The following is a 23,001-nucleotide window of genomic DNA, read 5'->3' on the forward strand; positions in this document are numbered from 1 at the left end:
AATGGTAAATAGAGAACACCCGTTAGTTAAAAGACTTGATAGGTTTTTGGAATTTTTGATAGAAAATGGTGGAAGTGACCTTCATATAAAAGCTGGTGCTGAGACTAGAGGTAGGATTAATGGTAGCCTTACTAAATTTACTAAAACTGTATTTAGCGAGGAGGATTCATTAGAGCTTACAAGAGCACTGGTTGGAGATAGTGGCATAGATGAGCTGCAAGTAAGAAAAAGCCTAGATTTTAGTTATGCACTAAATAAAGACTATAGATTTCGTGTAAATTTATTTAAACAGATAAATGGAATAAGCTTTGTATTTAGAGCAATTCCTACAAGCATACCAACAATTGATGATTTAAAGCTTCCTGAGGTTATTAAAAAAATCACAGATGAAAGCATGAGGGGACTTGTACTTATAACAGGACCAACAGGTAGTGGTAAAACGACAACCATAGCAAGTATGATAAATAGAATAAATCATAGTCGTTTAAGTCATATTGTTAGTATTGAAGATCCAGTCGAGTTTGTTTATAATGATTCAAAATGTATAATAAATCAGCGTTCAATTGGAGAAGATTGTAACACCTTTTCTGACTCACTTCGTGCAGCACTTCGTGAAGACCCTGATATTATATTTGTTGGTGAAATGAGAGATTTAGAAACTATAGACACAGCACTTCACGCAGCAGAGACTGGACACCTTGTTTTGTCAACTCTTCATACAGTAGATGCCAAAGAAACCATAAACAGAATAGTTTCTATGTTTGGTTCTAAAGAACAAGAAAGAGTTAGGTTAAGTCTTGCTTCGGTTTTAGAAGCTGTTATTTCTCAAAGGCTTGTTTTAACAACTGATGGAAAAAGAAGAGCAGCTGTTGAGGTTCTAAGAAAAACTGTTCGTATAAAAGATATGATTTTAGAAAATAGAATTCACGAAATAACTGATGCTATGAAAGAGAGTGGAGATAGCTATGGAATGCAAACATTTGATGAGCATCTTTTAGAGCTGTATAGAGATGGCATTATAAGTAGAGAAGAAGCTCTTGATAAATCAACTATTAGAAGTGACCTTGATTTAGCTATCAAAAATGTTATAGCAGAAAGAGGCGGTAATCAAATAAATGAAGATAATATACCTAAACTAAAAGAGCTATAAGCCAAAATTTAGAAATTTAAGGTATAATCACAAGTTTATTTTATTTTAAAGGAAAAGTGATGTTAGAAGGCATTATTAGAGAGAGTATCGGTAAAAAAGCTTCAAAAGAGCTTAAAAGAGATGGTTATCTGATTGCTAATATCTATGCAAGAGATGTTAAAAATGTTTACGCGGCATTTAAACTAAACGAATTTGTAAAGTATGTTAGAGATAAAGAAAACCTTGCATTTGATGTTAGCGTAGGTGGTAAAACCTATAATGTCATAGTTGAGGATTATCAAAAAGATCCCGTTACAAATTTCTTAACTCATGTGGATTTAAGAGTGGTACTACCTGATGTTAAATCAAAATACAAAGTTCCTGTTAATGTGGTTGGAGTACCAGTTGGTCTTAAAAATAAAGGTATTTTAGTTCAGTCAAAAAGAAGACTTAAAGTTGAGTGTTTAGGAAAAGACTTACCAAATTCATTTACATTAGATGTTACACAACTTGATACCGGTGATAGTATTATTATAAGAGATATAGAAGTTCCAGCTGGTGTTAAAATTTTAGAAGGCGACAATGTTGCTGTAGTTGGAGTGCTTTCAGCATAATATGACTTTAGTTGTTGGTCTTGGTAACCCAGGAAGCGAGTATGAAAACACTCGTCATAATATTGGTTTTATGCTTATAGACCGACTAAAAAACTCAAATTTTAGCGACGTTAGTTCTGCTAAATTTCAAGGTGAGCTATATAAAAATGGCTCACTTTTACTTCTAAAACCTACGACATTTATGAATTTAAGTGGAAATTCTGTAAAAGCTGTAAATGATTTTTATAAACCAGAACGAATTATAGTAATCCATGACGATTTAGATTTAAATTTAGGTGCGATCCGCTTTAAATTTGGCGGTAGCAGCGGTGGACATAATGGCATAAAAAGCATTGACTCACTTATTGGAAATGGATATGAAAGAGTTCGTATTGGTATTGGCAAAAAAGGCGGTGCAGTAGGGCATGTGCTTGGAAAATTCACTAATGATGAGAGCATTTATTTAGAAAAAATTCTATCATATGCAAAAGAGGCTACCTTAGCACTCATAAATGGCGAAATGGATGATATAAAGGCAAGATATAGCACAAAAGAGGTAAAATGAAACTATACTCAAGATATATTGGCTATGTATATATTAAGTATGTTTTTATAGTTTTTATTGCTCTAAGCCTTTTTTATACAGGTGTTGATTTCCTTACAAATTTAGATGAAATTCCAAAAAGTGCAAATTTAGCCTTTCTCTATGCTGGGTTTACCGCAATCAGTGCTATACAATATGTGCTTCCGCTAACTCTTATCTTTGCTATGATTTTAACATTTTTTAATATGATAAAAAATAACGAATTAATAAGTTTTTACGCTCTTGGGATAAGCAAATTCTCAGTTATAAAAGCTCCATTTATCATATCTTTAATAATAACTTTATTTTATATATATCTAAATACCACACCTTTTGCATATGCAAATGAGTACAAAGGAAATTTAGAAAATTTCAACGCTATTGGGCGTATTAGTAACGGTATGTTTTTAAAGCATGATAATAAATATCTCTATATAGAGGCTCTAAATGTTACAGAAAAAGCAGCTAGCAATATAAGGCTTTTTTATATAAAAGATGGCAAGATTGAAAAATCAACCTCAGCTAAAAGAGCTACTTATGATGATGAAAAGTGGACATTTTATGATGAAAACGCTACCATTTTGCCGTTGGAATTTAAGTTAGGCGGCAAAGGGCTTAAATTTGAGTCAAGAGATAAATTTATAGATTTAGATGGCTTTAATCCAGAAGCTATTGAGAAAATTTACAAAAGCTCAAATGTTTACTCTATAAATGACGCAATTGAAGCTATAAAGATATTTAAAAATCAAGGCATTAATGTAGATGGGATTAAAGCAAATCTTTATACACTTATCTTTGGTCCGCTATTTGCACCTTTTATGATGCTTATTTTGTTTTATCGTTTGCCACCAACTGCTAGGTTTTTTAACCTTGCTATTTTAAGTTTTATCTTTTTTGTAAGCACGGTTTGTGTTTGGGGAATACTATATGTGATGCAGCGTTTTGCTTTTAGTGCTGTTATACCTCCTGAAATAGGCGTGATACTACCAGTTATCTTACTGATGCTTTATTCGCTTAAGTCTATTTTTAGTTATCGTTAAGCAAAAAAGTGTAAAATTCAGCCTAAAAAAGGGAATTTATGGATTATCAAGAGTTAAAAAATATTTATGATACACCTTTATACGTTTACAATTTTGATGATATAAAATCACGCTATGAAGCCTTAAAGAGTGAATTTAAGGCCAGAAAATCTCTCATTTGCTACGCTGTAAAAGCTAACTCAAATTTAAGCTTACTTAAGATGTTAGCAGATCTTGGAAGTGGGTTTGATTGTGTTAGTATAGGAGAGGTAAAAAGGGCTATTTTAGCTGGTGCAAAATCTTATAAAATAATCTTTTCAGGTGTTGGTAAAAAAGATAGTGAGATAAAAGAGGCTATAAATCTTGATATATTGATGATAAATGTTGAGAGCAGTGCTGAGCTTTTAAGAGTTGAATCAGTAGCAAAAGAGTTAAATAAAAAAGCAAGGATAAGTATAAGAGTTAACCCAAACATCGATGCAAAAACTCATCCTTACATATCTACAGGGCTTAAAGAGAATAAATTTGGCGTTGATATAGAAAAAGCAAAATCTATGTACTTAAAGGCTAAAAATAGTTCCTTTCTTGATCCAGTTGGAATTCACTTTCACATCGGAAGTCAGCTTTTAGATATCACCCCTGTACACGAAGCAGCAAAGGTTGTAGCAAAGCTTTTAAATGAACTAAAAGCAGTTGATATTGATATTAAATTTTTTGATGTTGGTGGCGGAATAGGCATAAGATATAACAAAGAAGAGCCTGTAAATTTATACCAATACGCACAAGGAATTTTAGAGTCTTTAAAGGGGCAGGATTTAACCATAGTTTGTGAGCCTGGAAGATATATAGTTGGTGAGTGTGGAGAGCTTTTAACAAGCGTGATATATGAAAAAATCAATGATAAGAAGCGTTTTGTGATAGTTGATGCTGCGATGAATGATCTTTTAAGACCTAGTTTATATGGTGCATATCATGAAATTTTAAGTTTAAAAAATACACAAACTTCAAATTGCGATGTAGTTGGTCCAGTTTGTGAAAGTGGCGATTTTTTAGCCAAAGATATAAATTTACCAGATTTAGAAAGTGGCGATCTTTTGGTGGTTAAAAACGCAGGAGCGTATGGATTTACTATGTCTAGTAACTACAATACTAGAGCTAGAGCTGCTGAAGTTGCTATAGAAGCTGGCAAACATAGACTAATACGAAAAAGAGAGAGTTTTGAAGACTTGATAAAAAACGAACTTGTGGAGGATTTTGGTGCAAAATATTGATGATTTAAGAGTTAGTATTGATAGAGTTGATAGTGAAATTTTAAGGCTTATTGATAAAAGAATGAGCTATGTAAAGCAAATTGGCGAACTTAAAAATATAAACGGCTCAACCATTTACCGTCCAGAAAGAGAAAAAGCCATCATCTCACGCCTTTCAAATTTAGAACTAAATCATCTTAACAAAAAAGCCATTGAAGCGATATATTTTGAGATTTTTTCAGTTGCTAGAAATTTAGAAAAACCTCAAGTTGTAGCATTTTTAGGGCCATTTGGAACTTATACTCATCAAGCTGCTAAGGCAAGATTTGGAGCGATTAGTTCGTATACTCCTTTAAGTACTATAGAAGCAGTTTTTACAGAACTTATAAATGGCGAAGCAAAATACGGCGTAGTTCCTATTGAAAATAACACAGAAGGCGGAGTTGGAGCTACTTTTGATTGTTTAGGTGTGTATAATGATAAGATAAAAATAGTAGCTGAAATTTACCTTGATATACATCACTGTTTTGTTTCAAGATATGAAAATTTAAAAGATATAAATAAAATTTACTCCCACCCACAGGGGTATAATCAATGTCTTAAATTCTTAGAAGATCACGCTTTAACTGAGGCCGAATTCATCCCTACAAAGTCTACTGCCTTAGCTGCAAAAATGGCTAGTTCTAAACCAAACTCAGCAGCGATTTGTTCTAAAATAGCAGCAGATTTATATGGTGTTCCAACGATGTTTGAAAAGATTGAAGATAATCTTGCTAATAGAACTAGGTTTTTTATATTAAGTAACTTTAAAAACGCAAAATCAGGACACGATAAAACCTCGATACTAGCTAGAACTGAGCACAAACCAGGAGCTTTAGTTGAGCTTTTAGAGATGTTTAGAAATGAAGGAATTAACCTTACAAAACTAGAAAGCCGCCCTATAAAAAAGAAGGAATTTACTCAACATTTCTACCTTGACTTTGAAGGTCATATCGATGATGAAAGCGTGAAAACAGTTTTAGAAAATGCAAAAAAACAAGGACATGATATTCAGTGGCTTGGTAGTTATATAAATGGAGATGAGAGATGAAATTTAATAAAATACTAGAAAATATCAAAAATTATGAAGCAGGAAAACCAATTGAGCTTATAGTTAGGGAATTTGGTGTAGAGCCAAAAGATGTTTTAAAGTTAGCAAGCAATGAAAATCCAGTTGGAACTAGCAAAATGGTCGTTCAAGCACTTAAAAAAAGTGCAAATAAAGCTCATCTTTACCCAGATGATAGTATGTATGAGTTAAAGGATAGTTTGGCTAAAAAATACTCCATAAAGCCAAAAAACATTATAATTGGCTCAGGAAGTGATCAAGTTATAGAGTTTGTACTCCATGCAAAATGCAGTAAAAATAGTGCTATTTTGGTAGCAGGAACAACATTTTCAATGTATGAAATTTATGCAGCTCACATCGGTGCTAAGGTTTATAAAACCCCATCTAAAAGTCACAATATAGATGAATTTATGGAAATTTATAACTCAAAAAAAGATGAAATTTCAGTTATATTTTTGTGTTTGCCAAACAACCCGCTTGGTGAGTGCTTAGATGCTAAAGAGGTTTTTGAATTTATAAAAAGTATAGACAAAGATACTTTGGTTGTAATTGATGCAGCTTATAATGAGTTTGCCACATATAAAGATAGTAAAAAGCATATCAGCCCACTTGAAATTTCAAAGCTAAAAAACACTATTTATCTAGGAACTTTTTCTAAGCTTTATGGTCTTGGGGGTATGCGTATAGGATATGGTGTAGCAGATGAAAACATTATCTCAAATTTAGCCAAACTAAGACCTCCATTTAATGTTACAACTCACGCATTAATAGCAGCAAATGAGGTGCTAAAGGATAAGGAATTTATTAAAAAAACCTTAGAAAACAATGCTAGCGAAATGGTAAGATATGAGAAATTTGCTAAGAAAAATGGTATTAAATTTATAAATAGCTATACAAATTTTATAACCTACATATTTGATGATAAAAACTCAACTCAAATTTGTGATACTTTACTTAAGCAAGGTATAATCTTAAGAGATTTAAAAGGTTATGGTCTAAACGCTATAAGGATAACTGTTGGACTTCCAAAGCAAAACAAAAGAGTATTAAAAGCGTTAAAGGCTCTTATTTAAGGGGTTAATTTTGGATATCAAAGATAAAAGCATAAAAGAGCTAGAAGAGCTTTCATCAGCTATAAGAGAGAGAATTTTAGAAGTTGTTAGCAAAAACGGCGGACACTTAAGCTCAAATATTGGTGCAGTGGAGTTAATTGTAGCGATGCACTATGTTTTTGATGTTAAAAAAGATCCATTTATCTTTGATGTAAGTCACCAAAGCTATACTCACAAACTCCTTACTGGTAGATGGGATGAGTTTGAAAGCCTTCGTAAATTTGGTGGTATTAGTGGATATACTAAGCCAAGTGAGAGCGAGTGTGATTATTTTGTTGCAGGACATAGCTCAACTTCTATAAGTCTTGCAGTAGGTGCTGCAAAAGCTATAAAGCTAAAAGGTGAAGATAGAATTCCAGTAGCTTTGATAGGAGATGGGGCAATGAGTGCTGGAATGGCTTATGAAGCTCTAAATGAGATAGGCGATATAAAACTACCGTGCGTTATTATATTAAATGACAATGAGATGAGTATAAGTAAGCCAATAGGGGCGTTTAGTAAGTATATAAGTCAGAAAATGGCAGAGCCACTTTATATGAATTTCAGAAATGGACTAAAGGAATTTATAGCTAAAAATTTTCCAGAAAGTGCAACTTATATGGCAAAAAGATTTGAAGAGAGCTTTAAACTTATAACCCCAGGGCTTTTCTTTGAAGATTTAGGAGTTAAATATATAGGTCCAGTTGATGGACATAACTTAGAAAGCATGATAAAGGCTCTAAAAATAGCTAAAACTCTTAAAAAACCAGTAGTTGTTCATGCTCAAACTATCAAAGGCAAAGGCTATAATTTAGCCGAGGATAAGGACGCTAAGTGGCACGGAGTAGGTCCTTTTGATCTTGAAAATGGTAAATCTTTAAAGCGTCAAACCTGTAAAAACGCTACTAAAATTTACTCAGAAAAACTTTTAGAAATGGCTAAAAAATATGAAAATATCGTTGGCGTTACAGCTGCTATGCCAACTGGAACTGGAATGGACGCTTTGATAGAAGCTTTTCCAGAACGCTTTTGGGATGTGGCAATTGCCGAACAACATGCCGTAACTTCAATGGCAGCAATGGCAAAAGAGGGGTTTAAGCCATATATTACGATTTATTCTACATTTATGCAAAGAGCTTATGATCAAGTTATACATGATTGTGCGATTATGAATTTACCTGTTGTGATTGCCATGGATAGAGCTGGAATTGTTGGAGAGGACGGAGAGACTCATCAAGGCGCTTTTGATATAAGCTATCTAAATACTGTGCCAAATTTTACTCTTATAGCTCCAAGAGATGAGGAGAATTTCTGTGAAATTTTAGAGTTTTCCTACTCGTTTAAGACCCCGCTTGCCATTCGTTATCCAAGAGGTGGGTTTTTACTTTGTGATAGTGGCTTAAAGGCTAAAAAAATAGAGTATGCAAAGGGTGAAATTTTAGTTGATAATGCTTCAAATGTTAGCCTAATAGGCTATGGAAATGGTGTTGGTAGGGCATTTTTAGTTATGAATGAGCTTGATTTTAAAGTAAATTTAATTGATCTAGTTTTTGCAAAACCACTCGATGAAGAGATGCTTTTAAATTTAGCTAAAACGTCTAAAATTTGGTATATTTTTAGCGACTCAGCTAAAAAAGGCGGTGTTGGTTCTATAGTGTCTGATTTTTTACAGCAAAAAGAGATTTATGATGTAAAAGTTGTTAGTTTTGAGTATGAAGATAAATTTATACCTCATGGAAGTACGGCTTTAGTTGAAGAGAGTTTAGGACTTGATATAAAAACACTAGCTGAAAAAATAACAAAATAAATTTATATACTTTAAATTTTTAAATATTAATGGCTATATTATTTAAAAATTTTTCCTTAAAAGATAATAAATATTATTTGATATTAACTATATTGAAAAAATTTTAGGTATAATTTGCGAAAAAGGATAGAAAATGCAACATATGAAAATTTTAAAAGATCACGGCTTGAAAGCTACACCTCAAAGGCTTTGTGTTTTAAAACTATTAAGTGAGCACACACATCCAAATATTGACGAGCTTTATGAGGAGATGAGAGATATTTTTCCTTCTATATCGCTTGCTACTGTTTATAAGAATTTAAATACCCTTATAGAAAAAGGTGTTGTTGTTGAGGTTGCAAACTATGGTCAAAAATCAAAGTTTGATATATACCATAGTCCACATATACATGTAATTTGTGAAAATTGTGGCAAGGTATATGACTATCATAATGATATCTCTAAGATTGAAGATTATAAGGAGATGCTAGAAAAAGCCTTAAATAATACTCTCTCAAAACTAAGTATAGTCGCTACCATACCAGATTGTGAGTGTTGCAGGTAAAACTTTAAGCACTTTTTGGTACAATATAGCTATTAATTTTAGGGGGTGGCTATATGGAGATAGAGCGTAAATTTCTGTTAGAAAATGATAGAATTCTTAAATTTATCTATTCTAAGAAAATAACCATCTACAAGTCTAAAATTTATCAATTTTATACCCAAACAACCTCTAATAGCGAAACAAGATATCGTAAAAAGGGTAATCTTTACTATCTTACTACAAAAAAAGGCTCTGGTTTAAGTAGAGATGAATTTGAAGTTGTTATCTCTAAAGATGAATTTAAAGAAGCTTTTGATAAAAAAATAAGCTCTGTTATTTCAAAAGATAGATATAGCTTTGATTATGAAGGAGTTACATACTATGTTGATATTTATAAGGGCTTATTAAGTGGGCTGTATATTTTAGAAATCGAGTTTGAGACTGAAAACAGTGCTTTAGATTTTAAGCTTAGTAGCGAAATATCAGAGTTTGTATCCAAAGAAGTTACACAAGATAGAAGGTATCAAAATAGAAATATTGGGTTATATGGCTTACCAAATTTTGATTTGGATTTAGATAAAACCCTAAATTTATTGAAAAAGTCTCCAAATTTGGAGCTAAATTTTCCAAGTTATATCGATGCTTATCATGGCTTAAGAGTGCTTTTAAATCATTTCTACTCTAAGATTAAATTTCATAAAAATGAGTATGAAAATACTAAAAATCCAGAAAATCTTCACCAGCTTAGAGTAAATTTAAGAAAAACTAGAAGCCTTCTTAAAAGCTCAAAAGATCTGTATGACGAAAAGATATTATCACAAATTTTACAAACCCTTAAAGATGTAGCAAAAAGCACAAATCAAAGAAGAGATTTCGATGTTTTTATAGAGTATTTAGAAGGAATTGAAGGCTCAAAAGATGTAGTTAAAAGCCTTAAATTTGTAAGCAATAACCAAAGTTTGAAAGCTAACTTTGATGATGAGAATTTTATAGACCTTGAGAGTTTACTTGCCGATAAAGATGGATTTTATAGTACAAAATGTATATATTTAAAGCCATATATCTCAAGAGTTATAAGAAAAGAGATAGTAAAAATAGAAAAAGATCTACTTAGGCTATCAGCTGAAGTAGAAAATGAGAAATTTCACAATACAAGAGTTGAGTTAAAACGCCTTAGATATCTGCTTGAGGGCTTTGGAGCAATGTTTGAAATAACTGCTATTAATGAGCTTTTTAAAAAGCTAAAATTTATGCAAGAACTATTTGGCAAGCTTCAAGATAGGGATGTTTGGTGTGATATTATTGATATGTATGATAAAGGGGAGTTGGGGGATTTTTTAAGAAATCAAAAGAGTGAAATTTCAGTTGAGATGTTTGAGATAAGGGGTGAAATTTTAAGCTATAGGGCTAAATTTCTAAAGTCTACTAAAAAAGTTTCAAGAGTTTTAAAAGCTTATTATTAAAGGAAATTTATGAAAAATCAAAATAAAATCATAGAGATGTTTAGTGCAATAGCACCAACTTATGATAAAGCAAACCGCGTTATGAGTATGGGTCTTGATATTCAGTGGAGAAAAGATGCAGTAGCAGCGGTTTTAGCAAATTTTATCAACCGTGATGTAAGTGTAGCTGATATAGCCTGCGGTACAGGCGACATGATGGGGCTTTGGTATGAAAGAGCTAAAGGTTATAATGCAAATTTAACACGCTTAGTTGGTGTTGATCCAAGTAGTGGAATGCTTAAAGTTGCTAAAGAAAAATATCCAAAATTTGAATTTATACAAGCTCACGCAGCCGATACAAAGCTAGAAGAAAAATCAGTTGATGTTGTAAGCATAAGCTATGGTATAAGAAATGTGGTTGAAAGAGTTAAGGCTTTAGAGGAATTTAACAAAATCTTAAAAACTGGCGGTTATTTGGTTGTTTTAGAATTTACAAAGCCATCAAAAAACGGACTTGTAGCAAAAGCAAGGGATTTTTATATAAGCAAGATTTTGCCAAAAATAGGTGAGAAAATTTCAAAAAACAAAGAAGCTTATGAGTATTTGCCAAACTCAATTGAGCAGTTTTTAGATGTTGAGACATTTAAAAGAGAGCTATTAAATGCTGGTTTTAGCGTAGAAATAGCAAAAAGCTATACATTTGAAGTATCAACTCTATTTTTAGCTAAGAAAGTAAGGGATTTATGAGTTTAAGCGTAAGTGAGCTAAATGAGCAAGCTAAGACGCTTTTGGAGCTAAATTTCGCTGATGTTGCAGTTAAAGGTGAGATTTCACGCCTTACTAAAAACCAAAGTTCAGGACATTGGTATTTCACGCTTAAAGATAGCAAGGCAAGTATCTGTGCTGCTATGTTTAGGTTTGCAAATCAAAAGGTGAAATTTGAGTTAAAAGATGGCATGGCAGTAGTTGCTAGTGGCAAGGTTAGCATTTATAGCCCAAGTGGTTCGTATCAGCTTATAGTTAATGCCATTAGACCAGAAGGCGATGGTGAGCTAGAACTTGCTTTTAAGCAGCTTAAAGCTAAACTTGAAGCAGAAGGGCTTTTTGATCATAAAAAGCCACTTCCAAGTTTTCCAAAAAAAGTTGCTATTATTACAAGTGCTACTTCAGCAGCTTTTGCTGATATTGTAAGGACGGCTCAAAGTAGAGGGTTTGGTTGTAAATTTTACTTGTATAACTCACTTATGCAAGGCGATAGTGCAGCTTACAGCGTGATTAATGCCTTAAAAAAAGCTGATACAAAAGGCTATGATGCTATTATTATAGCAAGGGGTGGTGGAAGCAGAGAAGATCTTTGGTGCTTTAATGATGAGGATTTAGCAAGGGCTATTTTTGCAGCAAAAACGCCAATTATTTCAGCCATAGGTCATGAGATAGATTTTAGTATATCAGACTTTGTTGCTGATCATAGAAGCCTTACGCCAACAGCGGCGATTGTTGATTTGCTACCTGATTCTATGCAGCTTATGCAATACCTTGACATGAAAGAAGCTGAGATTAGAAAAGTACTTGATTTAAAAATTTTAGAACGCAACAGTTTACTTAAAAATCTAAATTTAACGCTAAAAAGCAGAGCAGTAAATAGTAAAATAGAGATAAATTTAGCGAATTTAAGAAATTTTGAGTCTAAATTTAAGAATTTATTAGAGCATAAATTTAGTAAATTTGATCAAATTTTAAGGCTAAAAGGGGCGATTTTAGAAGAGAAAAAGAGCTATTATGAACTAACTAAAAATTTCGTCCAAATTCAAAAAGATAGTGTAAGTGTAAATTTAGCTAGTTTAAAAATAGGTGATAACATAACTATCTACTCACAAGATAGTAAAAAACAAGCAATTATAAAGGGGTAAAATGAGAGTTATAAATTTTAACGCAGGACCAAGTGGAATGCCACTAAGTGTATTAGAAAAGGCAAAAGATGAGTTTTTAAGCTATAAAGGTTTAGGATTATCAATAATTGAAATGTCACATAGAAGTGCTGAATTTGAAGCTATTGTAGAAAGTGCTACAAGTAAAGTTAGAAAGCTTTATGGTTTTGGAGATGAGTATGCTGTGCTATATCTTCAAGGTGGAGCGAGCTTGCAGTTTGCTCAAATTCCTATGAATCTAAGCACTGGCAAAGTTTGTGAGTATATAGATACTGATACATGGACAAATAAAGCCATAAAAGAGGCAAAAATTTTAGGGGCAAATGTCAAAGTAGTAGCAAGTAGTGAGTCTGAAAATTTTAACCATATTCCAGCTACGACACAAGATGATTTTAGCAAGGATGCTGATTATACTTATATATGTTCAAACAACACAATAAGAGGAACACAGTATAAAGAATTTCCTAAGAGTAAAAGCACTCTTGTTATAGATAGTTCAAGTGATCTTTTCTCAAGACCGATTGATATATCAAATGTTGGGGTTTTTTATGGTGGTGTGCAAAAAAATGCAGGTCCAGCTGGCGTTACTTTAGTGGTTATCAAAAAAGAGTTGGCTAACAGGGTTAATGAGAGTAAAGTTCCAAGTATTTTAAGATATACAACGCAAATCAAAGCAAACTCTATGAGCAACACACCAAATACATTTGGCATCTATATGTTTGATTTGATGCTTGATTGGGTTATTGAAAATGGCGGTCTTTTAGGCATGCAAAATAAAAATATCCAAAAAGCTAAGCTTTTATACTCTGCTATTGATGAGATGAGTGAGTTTTATAAAGGACACGCTAAAGTTGATAGTAGATCTTTGATGAATGTGACTTTTAACCTTGCTAGTGCTGATCTTGAAAGTAAATTTGCCAATGAAGCTAAAGAAGCAGGCATGATAGGGCTAAAAGGTCATAGAAGTGTAGGCGGAATAAGAGCGTCTATTTACAATGCTGTAAGCTTAGATGATGTTAAGACTTTAGTAGAGTATATGAGAGAATTTGCTAGGAAAAATGGTTAAATTTAGATAGCTTAACATTAAAATAACTTGAATAAATTTTAATTTTTATAAATTTATTCAAGTTGTTAAAAATACCTATTGCTAAAAAATTTATAGAATTTACTCCATTTTACAGTAAGTTTAGCAAGAAAAATCTACTAAATTTGGCTTAACAATTCTGAGATAATCTTTTGAATTTAGTACTATAGAGTGGTCAAGTAGTCCAGCATTAAAAGCTATTTCATCAAATTTATCAAAGATTTTAGGATCTGCTATTAGCTCAAGAGAGCTATTAAAACTAAATGGAGGAACTGAACCAATCTCGCAATCTGTTAGCTTTAAAACCTCACTAGGGCTTACAAGGCTAACTTTTTTAGCACCATAATGCACGGCGATTTTAGATAGATCTGCTTTTAAATCAGCAGACAAGATAGCTAAAACATATCTTTTTTCTATGCCGCCTTTTGCTATACAAACCAAAGCCTTTGCACCTTGACCAATGATAGTGCCACGCATTTTAGCAACTTCCTCGCTAGTTTTAGCTGGGGCGTGTTTTAGGACTTTAAATTTGGCATTTTCTTTTGTTAAAAGCTCGCAAATTTGGTTAAAAATTCTCTCTGACATTATAAATTTCACCACCAAATTTAAGCAAAGCAGACCCCCAAGTAAATCCACCACCAAACGCATCAAGCAAAACCAAATCACCTTTTTTAAGTTTAGAATTTTCATAAGCAAAATTTAGAGCCATAGGTATAGAAGCACTTGATGTGTTGCCGTATCTGTCTACTGTAACTACGCATTTATCATCATTTAGCTCAAGTCTTTGCTGAACAGCTTTGATGATGCGTAAATTCGCTTGATGAGGTGCAAAAAGATCTATATTTGAAGCTTGAATTTGGTTTTTTTCTAAGATATTTAAAACATCATTAGTTAGCGTTTGCACAGCTACTCTAAAGACTTCATTTCCTTTCATATGGATAAATTGAAGCTCATTTTCTAGCATCTCTTTACTAGCTGGATTTATGGATCCACATCCTGGAGTTATGAGCAAGTCGCCTTTGCTACCATCGCTTGCTGTGTGGGTGTCGATGATGAAATTTTCATCCTTGCTTTGTGATATTACAGCTGCTCCAGCACCATCGCCAAATAAAACACAAGTCGTTCTATCTTTCCAATTTGTGATGGCACTTAGTTTTTCAGCACCTATGATTAGGACATTTTTTTTAATACCGCTTTCTACAAGAGCTTTTGCCATTTCTAAAGCATAAACAAAGCCCGTACAAGCTGCACTTATATCAAAAGCTGTAATGTTTAAAAGTCCTAGTTTACGAGCAATCTGAGTTGCAGTTGATGGCATACAAAGATAATCAGGAGAGATTGTTGCGCAAATTATAGCATCTATTTGACAAGGGCTTAAATTTGCTCTTTTAATGGCAACTTTTGCAGCTTCGTAGCCTAAATCACTAGTGCTTTCATCCTTTTGGGCAATGTGACGCTGTTTGATGCCAGTTCGTTTTACTATCCACTCATCGCTAGTTTCCACCATTTTTTCTAAATCATAGTTTGTTAGGATACTTTTTGGAGCGTAGGCTGCGATTGAAATAAGAGATGCTTTTATCACTTTAGATTTCCACTTTGTTCTTTTAGTCTGTTTTCAATAATATTTTCAATATTTGAGTTTGCAAATTTTAAAGCTTGAAAAATAGCGTTTTTTATAGCTTTTGGTGAGCTTTTGCCATGGCTTATGATAACGCAGTCCTTTACGCCAAGAAGCGGTGCTCCGCCGTACTCATCATAATCAACATATTTTTTTACATTATCAAATGCACCCTTCATTAGCAAAGCTCCAAATTTTGCTAGTAAAGAGTTTTTAACTTCATTTTTTATAAATTTACTCATAGCACTTGTTGCACCTTCTGCTGTTTTTAAGATGATATTTCCTATAAAGCCATCACAAACTACAACATCAAATTCACCACTAAAAATATCACTTCCTTCGGCATTTCCTTTAAAAGCATCTAAATTTCTAAGTAATTCTCTAGCTTCTTTTGTAACTTCATCGCCTTTTGAGTCCTCTTCACCATTTGAGACAATGCCCAATCTAGGGTTTTTTAACCCCATTATCTCTTTAGCGTAAGCTACACCCATTATGCCAAATTCATATAAATTTCTAGCTTTACAGTCCACATTTGCTCCAACATCAAGGACTAAAACTCTGCTTTTATTTACAGTTGGCATTAAGGTTGCTATAGCTGGGCGATTTACTCCTGGAATTCTACCTACTCTAAGTGTGGCAAGGCTCATAGTAGCTCCACTATGCCCAGCTGAAACTACCGCGTGGCACTCTTTATCTCTTACAAGTTCTACAGCTTTGTAGATACTAGTTTCTTTTCTTTTTAGAGCATCTGTTGCATGATCACTCATTTCTAAGATTTCACTAGACTCTACAAAACTAACTCTATTTAGTAAATTTGTAGGTATTAAAGGCTTTATTTGACTACCGATAAGCGTAACGACAAAATCATCTCTTGCTTCAAGAGCTTTTATAACTCCTTCTACTATGGGTGCTGGACCAAAATCCCCACCCATAGCATCTACAGCGACTTTAATCATTAGTATTCGCCAGTTGTTTGATTTGCACGGTGCGGCATTTTCCAACTACCATCTTTATCTTTAACAGGTGTTGGAAGGGTAACTTTATAGTGAGTTCTTCTCTTTGCTGCACGAGTTTTACTAACTCTTCTTTTTGGAACTGCCATTTTATACTCCTTTATAAATTTTCACAATTTTTACAGTAAAAGTATCCAGCTTTAAGGCTTTCAACTTCGCTGTGTAGAATTTCATCAATTATAATTGATCCAAAAAATTCCATAACATCTAAATTTTCTGTTTTACAAGCACCATCGCTTAGTAAAAGATCAACGCTCTCATTGACCAAAATCTCCATATCATCACCACATCTATCACAAATATGTGGCAAAACTCCTGAAATTTGACCTTTGCATTTAACTAAATTCAGCGATTTTCTAGATAAATTTCCACTAAATTTAAGTGAGTCCTTTGTTATTTCAAAGGGAAAAACATCTCCTTTTACTCTATCAAATGGTATGCTTAGCAAATTTCTCTACTTGCAAAGAAAAACGCTATTTCATTAGCTGCATTTTCTAAACTGTCACTTCCGTGAACTGCATTTGCATCAATACTCTCAGCAAAATCAGCTCTAATAGTACCTTTTGCAGCCTCTTTTGGGTTTGTTGCACCCATTAACTCACGGTTTTTAGCTACAGCATCTTCACCTTCTAAAACCATAACAACAACTGGACCACTTGTCATAAAATCAACTAGTTCGCCATAAAATGGTCTATCTTTGTGAACAGCATAAAATGCACCAGCATCGCATTTACTAAGTTTTAGTTTTTTAGCCGCTGCAACTCTTAGTCCGTTTGTCTCAAATCTATCTATGATCTTTCCAATCACACCTTTTTTTACAGCATCAGGCTTTATAATAGAAAGCGTTCTTTGCATAAAATCTCCTTTGATAATGATAAAATTCTGAAATTTGTAAGCTATAACTATATCGTAATAAATGTTAAGATAAGTTTAAAAGCTCAAATTTTTTTGAGCTTTTAAAAAAATTAGTCAGCAACAGCTACTGTGCCATCTCTCTCATCTGTACCAATCTCTTCTCTAAATGGTTGTCCATCAACCACATCACTCCACACTATACACTCATCTGTTGGACAGGCGTCCGCACAGGCTGGAGAGTCATTATGACCAACACACTCTACACATTTATCAGGATATACATAGTATATATCTTCGCCATTTGGGTTGTCACTATCATCAACAATCGCTTCAACTGGACATTCATCTATACATGACCCACATGAAATACAGGTATCAGTTATTAATACTGCCATTATAAACTCCTTAAAATTTTAAATTATTTGAAATGATATCATACCAGTAATTAATAAAAACTAAATTTATAAGTTACAAAATTTCCTAAAATTTATAGTTGATAATAGCAATCAAATTAAAAAATTATTAACTAAGCGGAGCTATAATCTCGCAAACAATAAAAATTATTAAGGAGAATTACATGTTAGTAACAAAAAAAGCACCTGATTTCACAGCTACGGCGGTTTTGGGTAATAACCAAATAGTAGAGGATTTTAATCTTTATAAAAACCTAGGACCAAAAGGAGCGGTGGTATTTTTCTATCCAAAAGATTTTACATTTGTATGTCCAACTGAGATTATCGCTTTTGATCATAGATATCAAGACTTTAAAGATAGAGGCATTGAAGTTATTGGAATTAGTACAGATAATGAGTTTTCTCACCTTGCTTGGAAAAACACTCCAGTTAATAAAGGTGGTATCGGTCAAGTTAAATACCCACTAGTTGCAGATCTTACAAAAGAGATATCAAGAAATTTTGATGTATTATACGCTAATGCGGTAGCTTTAAGAGGATCATTCTTGCTAGATGCTGATGGAACTATAAGACATATGGTACTAAATGATGATGCGCTTGGTAGAAACATTGATGAGATGATAAGAATGGTTGATACAATGATTTTCACAAATGAAAACGGTGTTGTTTGTCCAGCAGGCTGGAATAAAAACGATGAAGGTATGAAAGCTAATCCAGAAGGCGTTGCTGATTATCTAGGTAAAAATTCAGACAAACTTTAATATTTTAGGGGCTAAATTTAGCCCCCTTTATTTCTTATAAAAATAAATTTCAAAACTAAAATCCCTAATTTAAAAATTTCATATCTATAGTAAAATACAGCTAAATTTTTGTATAATACACAAATTCTAATGGAGCAGCAAAGAAAGTTTATGAAAGAATTTATAAAAGATAGTGCTTTTAAAATTTACAACACCCCATCTTACATGGTGAGTTTATATATGTTTATAGGGGTTGTTTTTTTGATAAAAGTTACAGATGGGTTTTTTTGTAAATTTCTATATTTATTAGCCGCGATATTTCTTATGCTATTTTTTATCTCTTTTGCTGGCTTTGTTTATAGAGAATTTAACAGACTTTATGAGAGAATTTCAATGTATTTTGTAGTAAGATATCAAAGAAATTTGTATAAAAAGTACCAAATTTCCCTACAAGATGCACAAATTCAAAAAGAGCAAAAAGAGTTTTGGCAAGATAGATATATGCGTGAAGAGTATGAGAAAAAGTATTGGCAAAAGCTTTTTTTTAGTAAGAAAAACAAAGAGGGCTTTGATAGTTTGACAAAAAAAGAGCTAAAAACCATATATAAAAAAGCTGTAAATTTATGCCATCCTGATAAAGCTAAAAAGAAAGATGAAGCAAATGAGGTTTTTATAGAACTTCAAAGCGCATACGAATCAAGAGATAGTTCAAGGGTTATTTCTATATATATAAATTTGCTTGTGGATAGATATAAATTAGATTAAATTTACTAAAATAAAAGGATGAAAGGTGAGTATACAAGAGAGTTTGAAGTATTTTTTCTTAGGTATTAAGCAAAGTGATGAGCCATATCTTTATAAAAATAAAGATCTAACAACTCATGGAGTCATCATCGGTATGACAGGAAGTGGTAAAACTGGACTTGGAATCACTCTTATTGAGGAAGCAAGTCTTGATAATATACCATCAATTATTATCGATCCAAAGGGCGATATGACAAACCTTGCTCTTGCTTTTCCTGATATGAAAGCAGATGATTTTTTACCTTATATGGATGAGAGTGAAGCACAAAATAAAGGATTTAGCACTAAAGAATTAGCCATTAAAACTAGTAGTAGTTGGAAAAACGGCATTGAAAATTCATTTCAAAGCCTAGAAAGGGTTAAAGCCTATAAAGATAGCGCTGATGTTAGAATTTATACCCCAAAAAGTAGTGCTGGACTAGGCGTTAGCTTGCTAAGCGATTTTATAGCTCCTGTAGGGCTAAATAGTGAGGATTTAAACAGCTACATTTCAGCCATTACAAGTTCGATTTTATCTTTACTAAATGTCGATAGCGAGAATTTAGCCGCTCCTGAAGTTGTGCTTTTACAGCAAATTTTCTTAGAGAATTTCTTAGCTAATAAAACAGTAACAATAGCTGATCTTATCCACCAAATAGCCACTCCGCCATTTGAAAAAATAGGAGTTTTTGATGTTGAGACATTTTATCCACAAACTAAAAGAATGGCACTAGCTATGAAACTAAACTCGCTTTTTGCAAGTCCAAATTTTAAGATGTGGTGTCAAGGAGAAAGACTTGATATTTCAAATATGCTTTTTGATGAAAATGGCAAAGCAAGGTGCAATGTTTTTACGATTTCACATTTAAATGATGATGAAAGAATGTTTTTTGTAACGCTTTTGTTAAATGAGATTATACGCTGGATGAGAACTACTCAAGGAACTAGCAGTCTTAGAGCTATAGTTTATATGGATGAGATATTTGGATATTTTCCTCCAACTTCAAATCCACCTAGCAAAACCCCGATGCTTACACTTTTAAAACAGGCTAGAGCTTATGGTGTTGGGCTTGTTTTAAGCACGCAAAATCCAGTAGATTTAGATTATAAAGGGCTTTCAAATATCGGTACTTGGTTTATCGGTAGACTCCAAACCGCTCAAGATAAAGAAAGAGTCATAAGCGGACTAACTGGAATTAGTGGCAGTGCTATGCAAAAAGATGAAATTTTAAAGCTTTTATCAAATTTAGAAAAGCGTAAATTTCTAGTTAAAAACATAAATGAAGATGGCTTAGAAGTTATTGGCACAAGATTTGCACTTAGTTATTTAAAAGGTCCTTTAAGTAGTGAGCAAATTTCAGATCTTATGGTGGATAAAAAAAAGAGCATAAAAACAAATGTTACGACTGATATTTCTGGGTTAAAACCAGTAATATCTTCAGATATTAGTGAAGTTTATAGCTACACAGGGGATTTAAATTTATCACCATATCTTCTTGGAACTGCAAAGGTTAAATTTAGCCATAATGATTTAGTCGTAGAAAAAGATATAAATTTACTATATCCACTTGCTGGAGTAAATGAAGTAAACTGGAGCGATGCAGAAAAAACAGATGTCGCTTTTAGCAGTATAAAAAAAGATGACTCAAAATACATAAACCCGCCAAGCTTTATCACAAGTAGCAGGAATTTTAACGAATTTGAAAAGAGTTTAAAAGAGTATATTTTTAGAAATGTTAAACTTAAGCTTTTTACTGCTTTAGGCATTACTTCAAATTTTGGCGAAGAAAAAAGTGAGTTTTTGTTAAGACTTCATGATAAATGCAATGAAATTTTAGAAGCTAAAACTGATAAAGTAGAAGAGAAATTTAAAAAAGAAAAGCTAAAACTAGAAGATAAACTTAAAAAAGCACAAGTTAGAGTTGATAGAGAAACTGCTGATGTTAAATCAAGAGGGCTTGATGCGGTTATTAATATAGGAAGTGCGATTTTAGGGGCTTTTCTTGGAAGTAAAACAGTAAGCAAAACAAATATGGGCAAGGTTGCAACTAGTGCAAAAAGCGCTGGAAGAGTGCTTGATGCTAGAAAAGATGTAGAATTTGCCAAAGAGGCACTTTATAGCGTAGAAGCTGAGATTGAAGATTTGGTTGCTAAAAATCAAAAAGAGCTTGAAGAGCTAAAAGAAATTTATAACATTAAAAATTTAGAGATAAAAACAAAGGAAATTTCAGCCAAAAAAAGCGATATATTTAATGAAAAAGTCTATCTTTTATGGAAAAGTTAGGCTAAATTTGGTATCATCACGGCTTTAATAAAGGATAAAAATGAGTATAAATTTGATAATGTATATTTTAGCTTATATTATAGGAAGCATTCCTTGTGGGTTAATGATTGCTAAATTTGTAGGCGGGGTTGATATTAGAAAAGAAGGTAGTGGAAGTATCGGTGCTACAAATGTATTTAGAGTTTTGAATTCTCACGGCGTTAAAAATGCTAAAAAAATTGGTACTTTAACTATCTTGCTTGATGCTTTCAAGGGCTTTATACCGATAATGATCGCTAAATTCGCAGGATTTGATATAAATGTGCTTTGGACAATGGGCGTTTTAGCTGTTATTGGGCACTGTTTTTCAGTTTTTCTTAAATTTGAAGGCGGAAAGGGAGTTGCTACAAGTTTTGGAGTATTTGCTGCTTTTCTTCCACTTGAGACGATCATTTCAGTTGCTATTTGGTTTGGAGTTGGAAAATTTATAAAAATTTCAAGTATAGCCTCACTTAGTGGAATAGTAGCTTTTGTGATAATAAGCTTTATATTTCACTATAATATTCCAGGTATAAATACCCACGCTCCGATTTTTGTAGTAGCATTTATTGTTTTTTACAAGCACATTCCAAACATCAAACGACTTATCTTTAAAGAAGAGACAAAAGTTATATAAATGATAAATGTCTTAATAGAAAAGCTTGAGTTTGAGTGTATTATTGGGCTTTTGGATTTTGAAAGAACAAAAGAGCAAAAAATTCAAATTTCAGCTAAATTTAGAGCAGATGAATTCATAGATTATGCAGAGGTTTGTAGCTTTATAAAAGATAAATTTAAACAAGAGAAATTTATGAAAATAGAGGATGCTTTAGCATTTTTTGAGATGGAATTCAAGGCTAGATTTAGCACACTAAAGTTTTTTTATATGAAAGTCTTAAAGCCACAAATCCTTGCTCCAGCGATAGTTGGAGCTGAAATTTCAAAGAATTATTAAAAATATTTTAAAAAAACTTGAATTTATCCTTAAAGTTTGATATAATCTTAAGTAAATTTTTAGCTTAAAGGAATAATAATGCGCATTTTGATAGTTGAAGACGAAGTTACACTAAATAGGACTATTAAAGAAGGGCTTGAAGAATTTGGATATCAAGCTGACCCAGCTGAGAGCTTTAGTGATGCTGAGTATTATATCGGTATAAGAAATTATGATCTTGTTTTAGCTGACTGGATGCTGCCTGATGGAGATGGAATAGATCTTATAAATATCGTTAAACAAAAAAGCCCAAGAACTTCTGTTGTCATAATATCTGCAAAAGATGATAAAGATAGCGAGATTAAGGCTTTAAGAGCTGGAGCGTGTGATTACATTAAAAAGCCTTTTGATTTTGATGTTTTAGTTGCTAGGATAGAAGCAAGGCTTAGATTTGGTGGAACAAATGTTATACAAGTTGAAGATCTTATTATAGATCCAGATGAAGAAAAAATCATCTATAGAGAAAAAGAAGTAGAACTAAAAGGAAAACCTTTTGAAGTTTTAACTCACCTTGCAAGACATAGAGATCAAATAGTTAGTAAAGAACAGCTTTTAGATGCTATTTGGGAAGAACCAGAACTTGTAACTCCAAATGTTATTGAGGTTGCTATAAATCAAATTCGCCAAAAAATGGATAAACCACTAAACATCTCTACAATCGAGACTGTAAGAAGACGCGGATATAGATTTTGCTTTCCAAAAGATAAATAATAAAGAGCAAATCTA

General features: G+C 32.7%; 26 protein-coding genes. 19 read left to right on the top strand and 7 right to left on the bottom strand.

The window, feature by feature from the left end; translation table 11 throughout:
• Position 1: 1 nt before the first annotated feature.
• From CCORG_RS00945 to serC, 13 genes are all read left to right on the top strand, one after another.
• Entirely contained in the window at positions 2-1,150 is a 1,149-nt protein-coding gene (locus CCORG_RS00945; protein WP_034971385.1) for a type IV pilus twitching motility protein PilT, read from the top strand.
• Between the two features lie 59 nt (positions 1,151-1,209).
• Positions 1,210-1,743 (top strand): 50S ribosomal protein L25/general stress protein Ctc, encoded by a 534-nt coding sequence (locus tag CCORG_RS00950; RefSeq protein ID WP_025802548.1) that lies wholly within the window; start codon positions 1,210-1,212, stop codon positions 1,741-1,743.
• 1 nt (position 1,744) lies between these two features.
• Complete coding sequence (gene pth / locus CCORG_RS00955) at positions 1,745-2,287, top strand: aminoacyl-tRNA hydrolase (RefSeq protein WP_025802550.1); 543 nt, start codon at positions 1,745-1,747, stop codon at positions 2,285-2,287.
• The gene (locus CCORG_RS00960) at positions 2,284-3,345 is read left to right on the top strand and encodes an LptF/LptG family permease (RefSeq protein ID WP_025802552.1); all 1,062 of its coding nucleotides are present in this window, start codon (positions 2,284-2,286) and stop codon (positions 3,343-3,345) included. The genes pth and CCORG_RS00960 overlap by 4 nt, the downstream gene beginning before the upstream one ends.
• Positions 3,346-3,383: 38 nt before the next feature.
• On the top strand, positions 3,384-4,595 hold the full coding sequence (gene lysA / locus CCORG_RS00965) for a diaminopimelate decarboxylase (RefSeq protein ID WP_025802553.1): 1,212 nt from the start codon (positions 3,384-3,386) through the stop codon (positions 4,593-4,595).
• Positions 4,582-5,664 (top strand): prephenate dehydratase, encoded by a 1,083-nt coding sequence (gene pheA, locus CCORG_RS00970; protein ID WP_025802555.1) that lies wholly within the window; start codon positions 4,582-4,584, stop codon positions 5,662-5,664. The genes lysA and pheA overlap by 14 nt, the downstream gene beginning before the upstream one ends.
• The gene (gene hisC / locus CCORG_RS00975) at positions 5,661-6,755 is read left to right on the top strand and encodes a histidinol-phosphate transaminase (protein ID WP_025802557.1); all 1,095 of its coding nucleotides are present in this window, start codon (positions 5,661-5,663) and stop codon (positions 6,753-6,755) included. The genes pheA and hisC overlap by 4 nt, the downstream gene beginning before the upstream one ends.
• A gap of 10 nt (positions 6,756-6,765) precedes the next feature.
• The gene (gene dxs / locus CCORG_RS00980; protein ID WP_025802559.1) at positions 6,766-8,580 is read left to right on the top strand and encodes a 1-deoxy-D-xylulose-5-phosphate synthase; all 1,815 of its coding nucleotides are present in this window, start codon (positions 6,766-6,768) and stop codon (positions 8,578-8,580) included.
• Positions 8,581-8,713: 133 nt separating this feature from the next.
• Positions 8,714-9,124: a Fur family transcriptional regulator gene (locus CCORG_RS00985; protein ID WP_025802561.1), complete on the top strand. Its 411-nt coding sequence runs from the start codon at positions 8,714-8,716 to the stop codon at positions 9,122-9,124.
• Between the two features lie 53 nt (positions 9,125-9,177).
• Positions 9,178-10,566: a CYTH and CHAD domain-containing protein gene (locus CCORG_RS00990; RefSeq protein ID WP_025802563.1), complete on the top strand. Its 1,389-nt coding sequence runs from the start codon at positions 9,178-9,180 to the stop codon at positions 10,564-10,566.
• A gap of 9 nt (positions 10,567-10,575) precedes the next feature.
• Positions 10,576-11,292: a bifunctional demethylmenaquinone methyltransferase/2-methoxy-6-polyprenyl-1,4-benzoquinol methylase UbiE gene (gene ubiE / locus CCORG_RS00995; protein ID WP_025802565.1), complete on the top strand. Its 717-nt coding sequence runs from the start codon at positions 10,576-10,578 to the stop codon at positions 11,290-11,292.
• Positions 11,289-12,455: an exodeoxyribonuclease VII large subunit gene (xseA, locus tag CCORG_RS01000; RefSeq protein WP_025802567.1), complete on the top strand. Its 1,167-nt coding sequence runs from the start codon at positions 11,289-11,291 to the stop codon at positions 12,453-12,455. Before ubiE ends, xseA begins: the two co-directional genes overlap by 4 nt.
• A gap of 1 nt (position 12,456) precedes the next feature.
• Positions 12,457-13,539 carry a 3-phosphoserine/phosphohydroxythreonine transaminase gene (gene serC, locus CCORG_RS01005; RefSeq protein WP_025802569.1) on the top strand — a complete coding sequence of 361 codons (1,083 nt, stop codon included), beginning with the start codon at positions 12,457-12,459 and terminating at the stop codon, positions 13,537-13,539.
• A gap of 120 nt (positions 13,540-13,659) precedes the next feature.
• Here serC and CCORG_RS01010 read toward each other — a convergent pair whose 3' ends face one another.
• The 7 genes from CCORG_RS01010 to CCORG_RS01040 form a co-directional block, all read right to left on the bottom strand.
• Positions 13,660-14,142 carry a YbaK/prolyl-tRNA synthetase associated domain-containing protein gene (locus CCORG_RS01010; RefSeq protein WP_025802571.1) on the bottom strand — a complete coding sequence of 161 codons (483 nt, stop codon included), beginning with the start codon at positions 14,140-14,142 and terminating at the stop codon, positions 13,660-13,662.
• Complete coding sequence (locus tag CCORG_RS01015) at positions 14,123-15,139, bottom strand: beta-ketoacyl-ACP synthase III (RefSeq protein ID WP_025802573.1); 1,017 nt, start codon at positions 15,137-15,139, stop codon at positions 14,123-14,125. Before CCORG_RS01015 ends, CCORG_RS01010 begins: the two co-directional genes overlap by 20 nt.
• Complete coding sequence (plsX, locus tag CCORG_RS01020) at positions 15,136-16,131, bottom strand: phosphate acyltransferase PlsX (protein ID WP_025802575.1); 996 nt, start codon at positions 16,129-16,131, stop codon at positions 15,136-15,138. Before plsX ends, CCORG_RS01015 begins: the two co-directional genes overlap by 4 nt.
• Complete coding sequence (rpmF, locus tag CCORG_RS01025) at positions 16,131-16,277, bottom strand: 50S ribosomal protein L32 (RefSeq protein WP_025802577.1); 147 nt, start codon at positions 16,275-16,277, stop codon at positions 16,131-16,133. Before rpmF ends, plsX begins: the two co-directional genes overlap by 1 nt.
• An 11-nt stretch (positions 16,278-16,288) precedes the next feature.
• A complete protein-coding gene (locus CCORG_RS01030) occupies positions 16,289-16,636 on the bottom strand; it encodes a DUF177 domain-containing protein (RefSeq protein WP_025802579.1) in 348 nt (115 codons plus the stop codon).
• Complete coding sequence (gene ndk / locus CCORG_RS01035; RefSeq protein ID WP_025802581.1) at positions 16,630-17,043, bottom strand: nucleoside-diphosphate kinase; 414 nt, start codon at positions 17,041-17,043, stop codon at positions 16,630-16,632. Before ndk ends, CCORG_RS01030 begins: the two co-directional genes overlap by 7 nt.
• Positions 17,044-17,153: 110 nt before the next feature.
• On the bottom strand, positions 17,154-17,438 hold the full coding sequence (locus CCORG_RS01040) for a DUF362 domain-containing protein (protein WP_025802583.1): 285 nt from the start codon (positions 17,436-17,438) through the stop codon (positions 17,154-17,156).
• 182 nt (positions 17,439-17,620) lie between these two features.
• Here CCORG_RS01040 and CCORG_RS01045 point away from each other — a divergent pair, with 182 nt between their 5' ends.
• The 6 genes from CCORG_RS01045 (at position 17,621) to hsrA (ending at position 22,986) form a co-directional block, all read left to right on the top strand.
• Positions 17,621-18,217, top strand: a complete 597-nt coding sequence (locus tag CCORG_RS01045) for a peroxiredoxin (RefSeq protein WP_025802585.1) — start codon at positions 17,621-17,623, stop codon at positions 18,215-18,217.
• 129 nt (positions 18,218-18,346) lie between these two features.
• Positions 18,347-18,961: a J domain-containing protein gene (locus CCORG_RS01050; protein WP_172658537.1), complete on the top strand. Its 615-nt coding sequence runs from the start codon at positions 18,347-18,349 to the stop codon at positions 18,959-18,961.
• Positions 18,962-18,986: 25 nt separating this feature from the next.
• Positions 18,987-21,263, top strand: a complete 2,277-nt coding sequence (locus CCORG_RS01055; RefSeq protein WP_025802588.1) for an ATP-binding protein — start codon at positions 18,987-18,989, stop codon at positions 21,261-21,263.
• Between the two features lie 40 nt (positions 21,264-21,303).
• Complete coding sequence (gene plsY, locus CCORG_RS01060; protein ID WP_025802590.1) at positions 21,304-21,918, top strand: glycerol-3-phosphate 1-O-acyltransferase PlsY; 615 nt, start codon at positions 21,304-21,306, stop codon at positions 21,916-21,918.
• A complete protein-coding gene (locus CCORG_RS01065; RefSeq protein WP_025802592.1) occupies positions 21,919-22,236 on the top strand; it encodes a dihydroneopterin aldolase in 318 nt (105 codons plus the stop codon). It abuts the gene before it with no gap.
• 78 nt (positions 22,237-22,314) lie between these two features.
• Positions 22,315-22,986 carry a homeostatic response regulator transcription factor HsrA gene (gene hsrA / locus CCORG_RS01070; protein WP_025802594.1) on the top strand — a complete coding sequence of 224 codons (672 nt, stop codon included), beginning with the start codon at positions 22,315-22,317 and terminating at the stop codon, positions 22,984-22,986.
• The last annotated feature ends 15 nt before the right edge of the window (positions 22,987-23,001 follow it).

It is taken from the genome of Campylobacter corcagiensis (genome assembly GCF_013201645.1).
GTDB classification, from domain to species: domain Bacteria; phylum Campylobacterota; class Campylobacteria; order Campylobacterales; family Campylobacteraceae; genus Campylobacter_B; species Campylobacter_B corcagiensis.

What these genes read in the sequence shown, in the direction of transcription:
- CCORG_RS01045 (WP_025802585.1), top strand. Translation starts at nt 17,621, where the DNA reads ATGTTAGTAACAAAAAAAGCACCTGATTTCACAGCTACGGCGGTTTTG.
- pth (WP_025802550.1), top strand. Translation starts at nt 1,745, where the DNA reads ATGACTTTAGTTGTTGGTCTTGGTAACCCAGGAAGCGAGTATGAAAAC.
- CCORG_RS01050 (WP_172658537.1), top strand. Translation starts at nt 18,347, where the DNA reads ATGGAGCAGCAAAGAAAGTTTATGAAAGAATTTATAAAAGATAGTGCT.
- hsrA (WP_025802594.1), top strand. Translation starts at nt 22,315, where the DNA reads ATGCGCATTTTGATAGTTGAAGACGAAGTTACACTAAATAGGACTATT.
- CCORG_RS01010 (WP_025802571.1), bottom strand. Translation starts at nt 14,142, where the DNA reads ATGTCAGAGAGAATTTTTAACCAAATTTGCGAGCTTTTAACAAAAGAA.
- CCORG_RS00950 (WP_025802548.1), top strand. Translation starts at nt 1,210, where the DNA reads ATGTTAGAAGGCATTATTAGAGAGAGTATCGGTAAAAAAGCTTCAAAA.
- rpmF (WP_025802577.1), bottom strand. Translation starts at nt 16,277, where the DNA reads ATGGCAGTTCCAAAAAGAAGAGTTAGTAAAACTCGTGCAGCAAAGAGA.
- CCORG_RS01040 (WP_025802583.1), bottom strand. Translation starts at nt 17,438, where the DNA reads ATGGCAGTATTAATAACTGATACCTGTATTTCATGTGGGTCATGTATA.
- serC (WP_025802569.1), top strand. Translation starts at nt 12,457, where the DNA reads ATGAGAGTTATAAATTTTAACGCAGGACCAAGTGGAATGCCACTAAGT.
- CCORG_RS00945 (WP_034971385.1), top strand. Translation starts at nt 2, where the DNA reads ATGGTAAATAGAGAACACCCGTTAGTTAAAAGACTTGATAGGTTTTTG.
- xseA (WP_025802567.1), top strand. Translation starts at nt 11,289, where the DNA reads ATGAGTTTAAGCGTAAGTGAGCTAAATGAGCAAGCTAAGACGCTTTTG.
- lysA (WP_025802553.1), top strand. Translation starts at nt 3,384, where the DNA reads ATGGATTATCAAGAGTTAAAAAATATTTATGATACACCTTTATACGTT.
- hisC (WP_025802557.1), top strand. Translation starts at nt 5,661, where the DNA reads ATGAAATTTAATAAAATACTAGAAAATATCAAAAATTATGAAGCAGGA.
- CCORG_RS00985 (WP_025802561.1), top strand. Translation starts at nt 8,714, where the DNA reads ATGCAACATATGAAAATTTTAAAAGATCACGGCTTGAAAGCTACACCT.
- ubiE (WP_025802565.1), top strand. Translation starts at nt 10,576, where the DNA reads ATGAAAAATCAAAATAAAATCATAGAGATGTTTAGTGCAATAGCACCA.
- plsX (WP_025802575.1), bottom strand. Translation starts at nt 16,131, where the DNA reads ATGATTAAAGTCGCTGTAGATGCTATGGGTGGGGATTTTGGTCCAGCA.
- plsY (WP_025802590.1), top strand. Translation starts at nt 21,304, where the DNA reads ATGAGTATAAATTTGATAATGTATATTTTAGCTTATATTATAGGAAGC.
- CCORG_RS00960 (WP_025802552.1), top strand. Translation starts at nt 2,284, where the DNA reads ATGAAACTATACTCAAGATATATTGGCTATGTATATATTAAGTATGTT.
- CCORG_RS01065 (WP_025802592.1), top strand. Translation starts at nt 21,919, where the DNA reads ATGATAAATGTCTTAATAGAAAAGCTTGAGTTTGAGTGTATTATTGGG.
- CCORG_RS00990 (WP_025802563.1), top strand. Translation starts at nt 9,178, where the DNA reads ATGGAGATAGAGCGTAAATTTCTGTTAGAAAATGATAGAATTCTTAAA.
- ndk (WP_025802581.1), bottom strand. Translation starts at nt 17,043, where the DNA reads ATGCAAAGAACGCTTTCTATTATAAAGCCTGATGCTGTAAAAAAAGGT.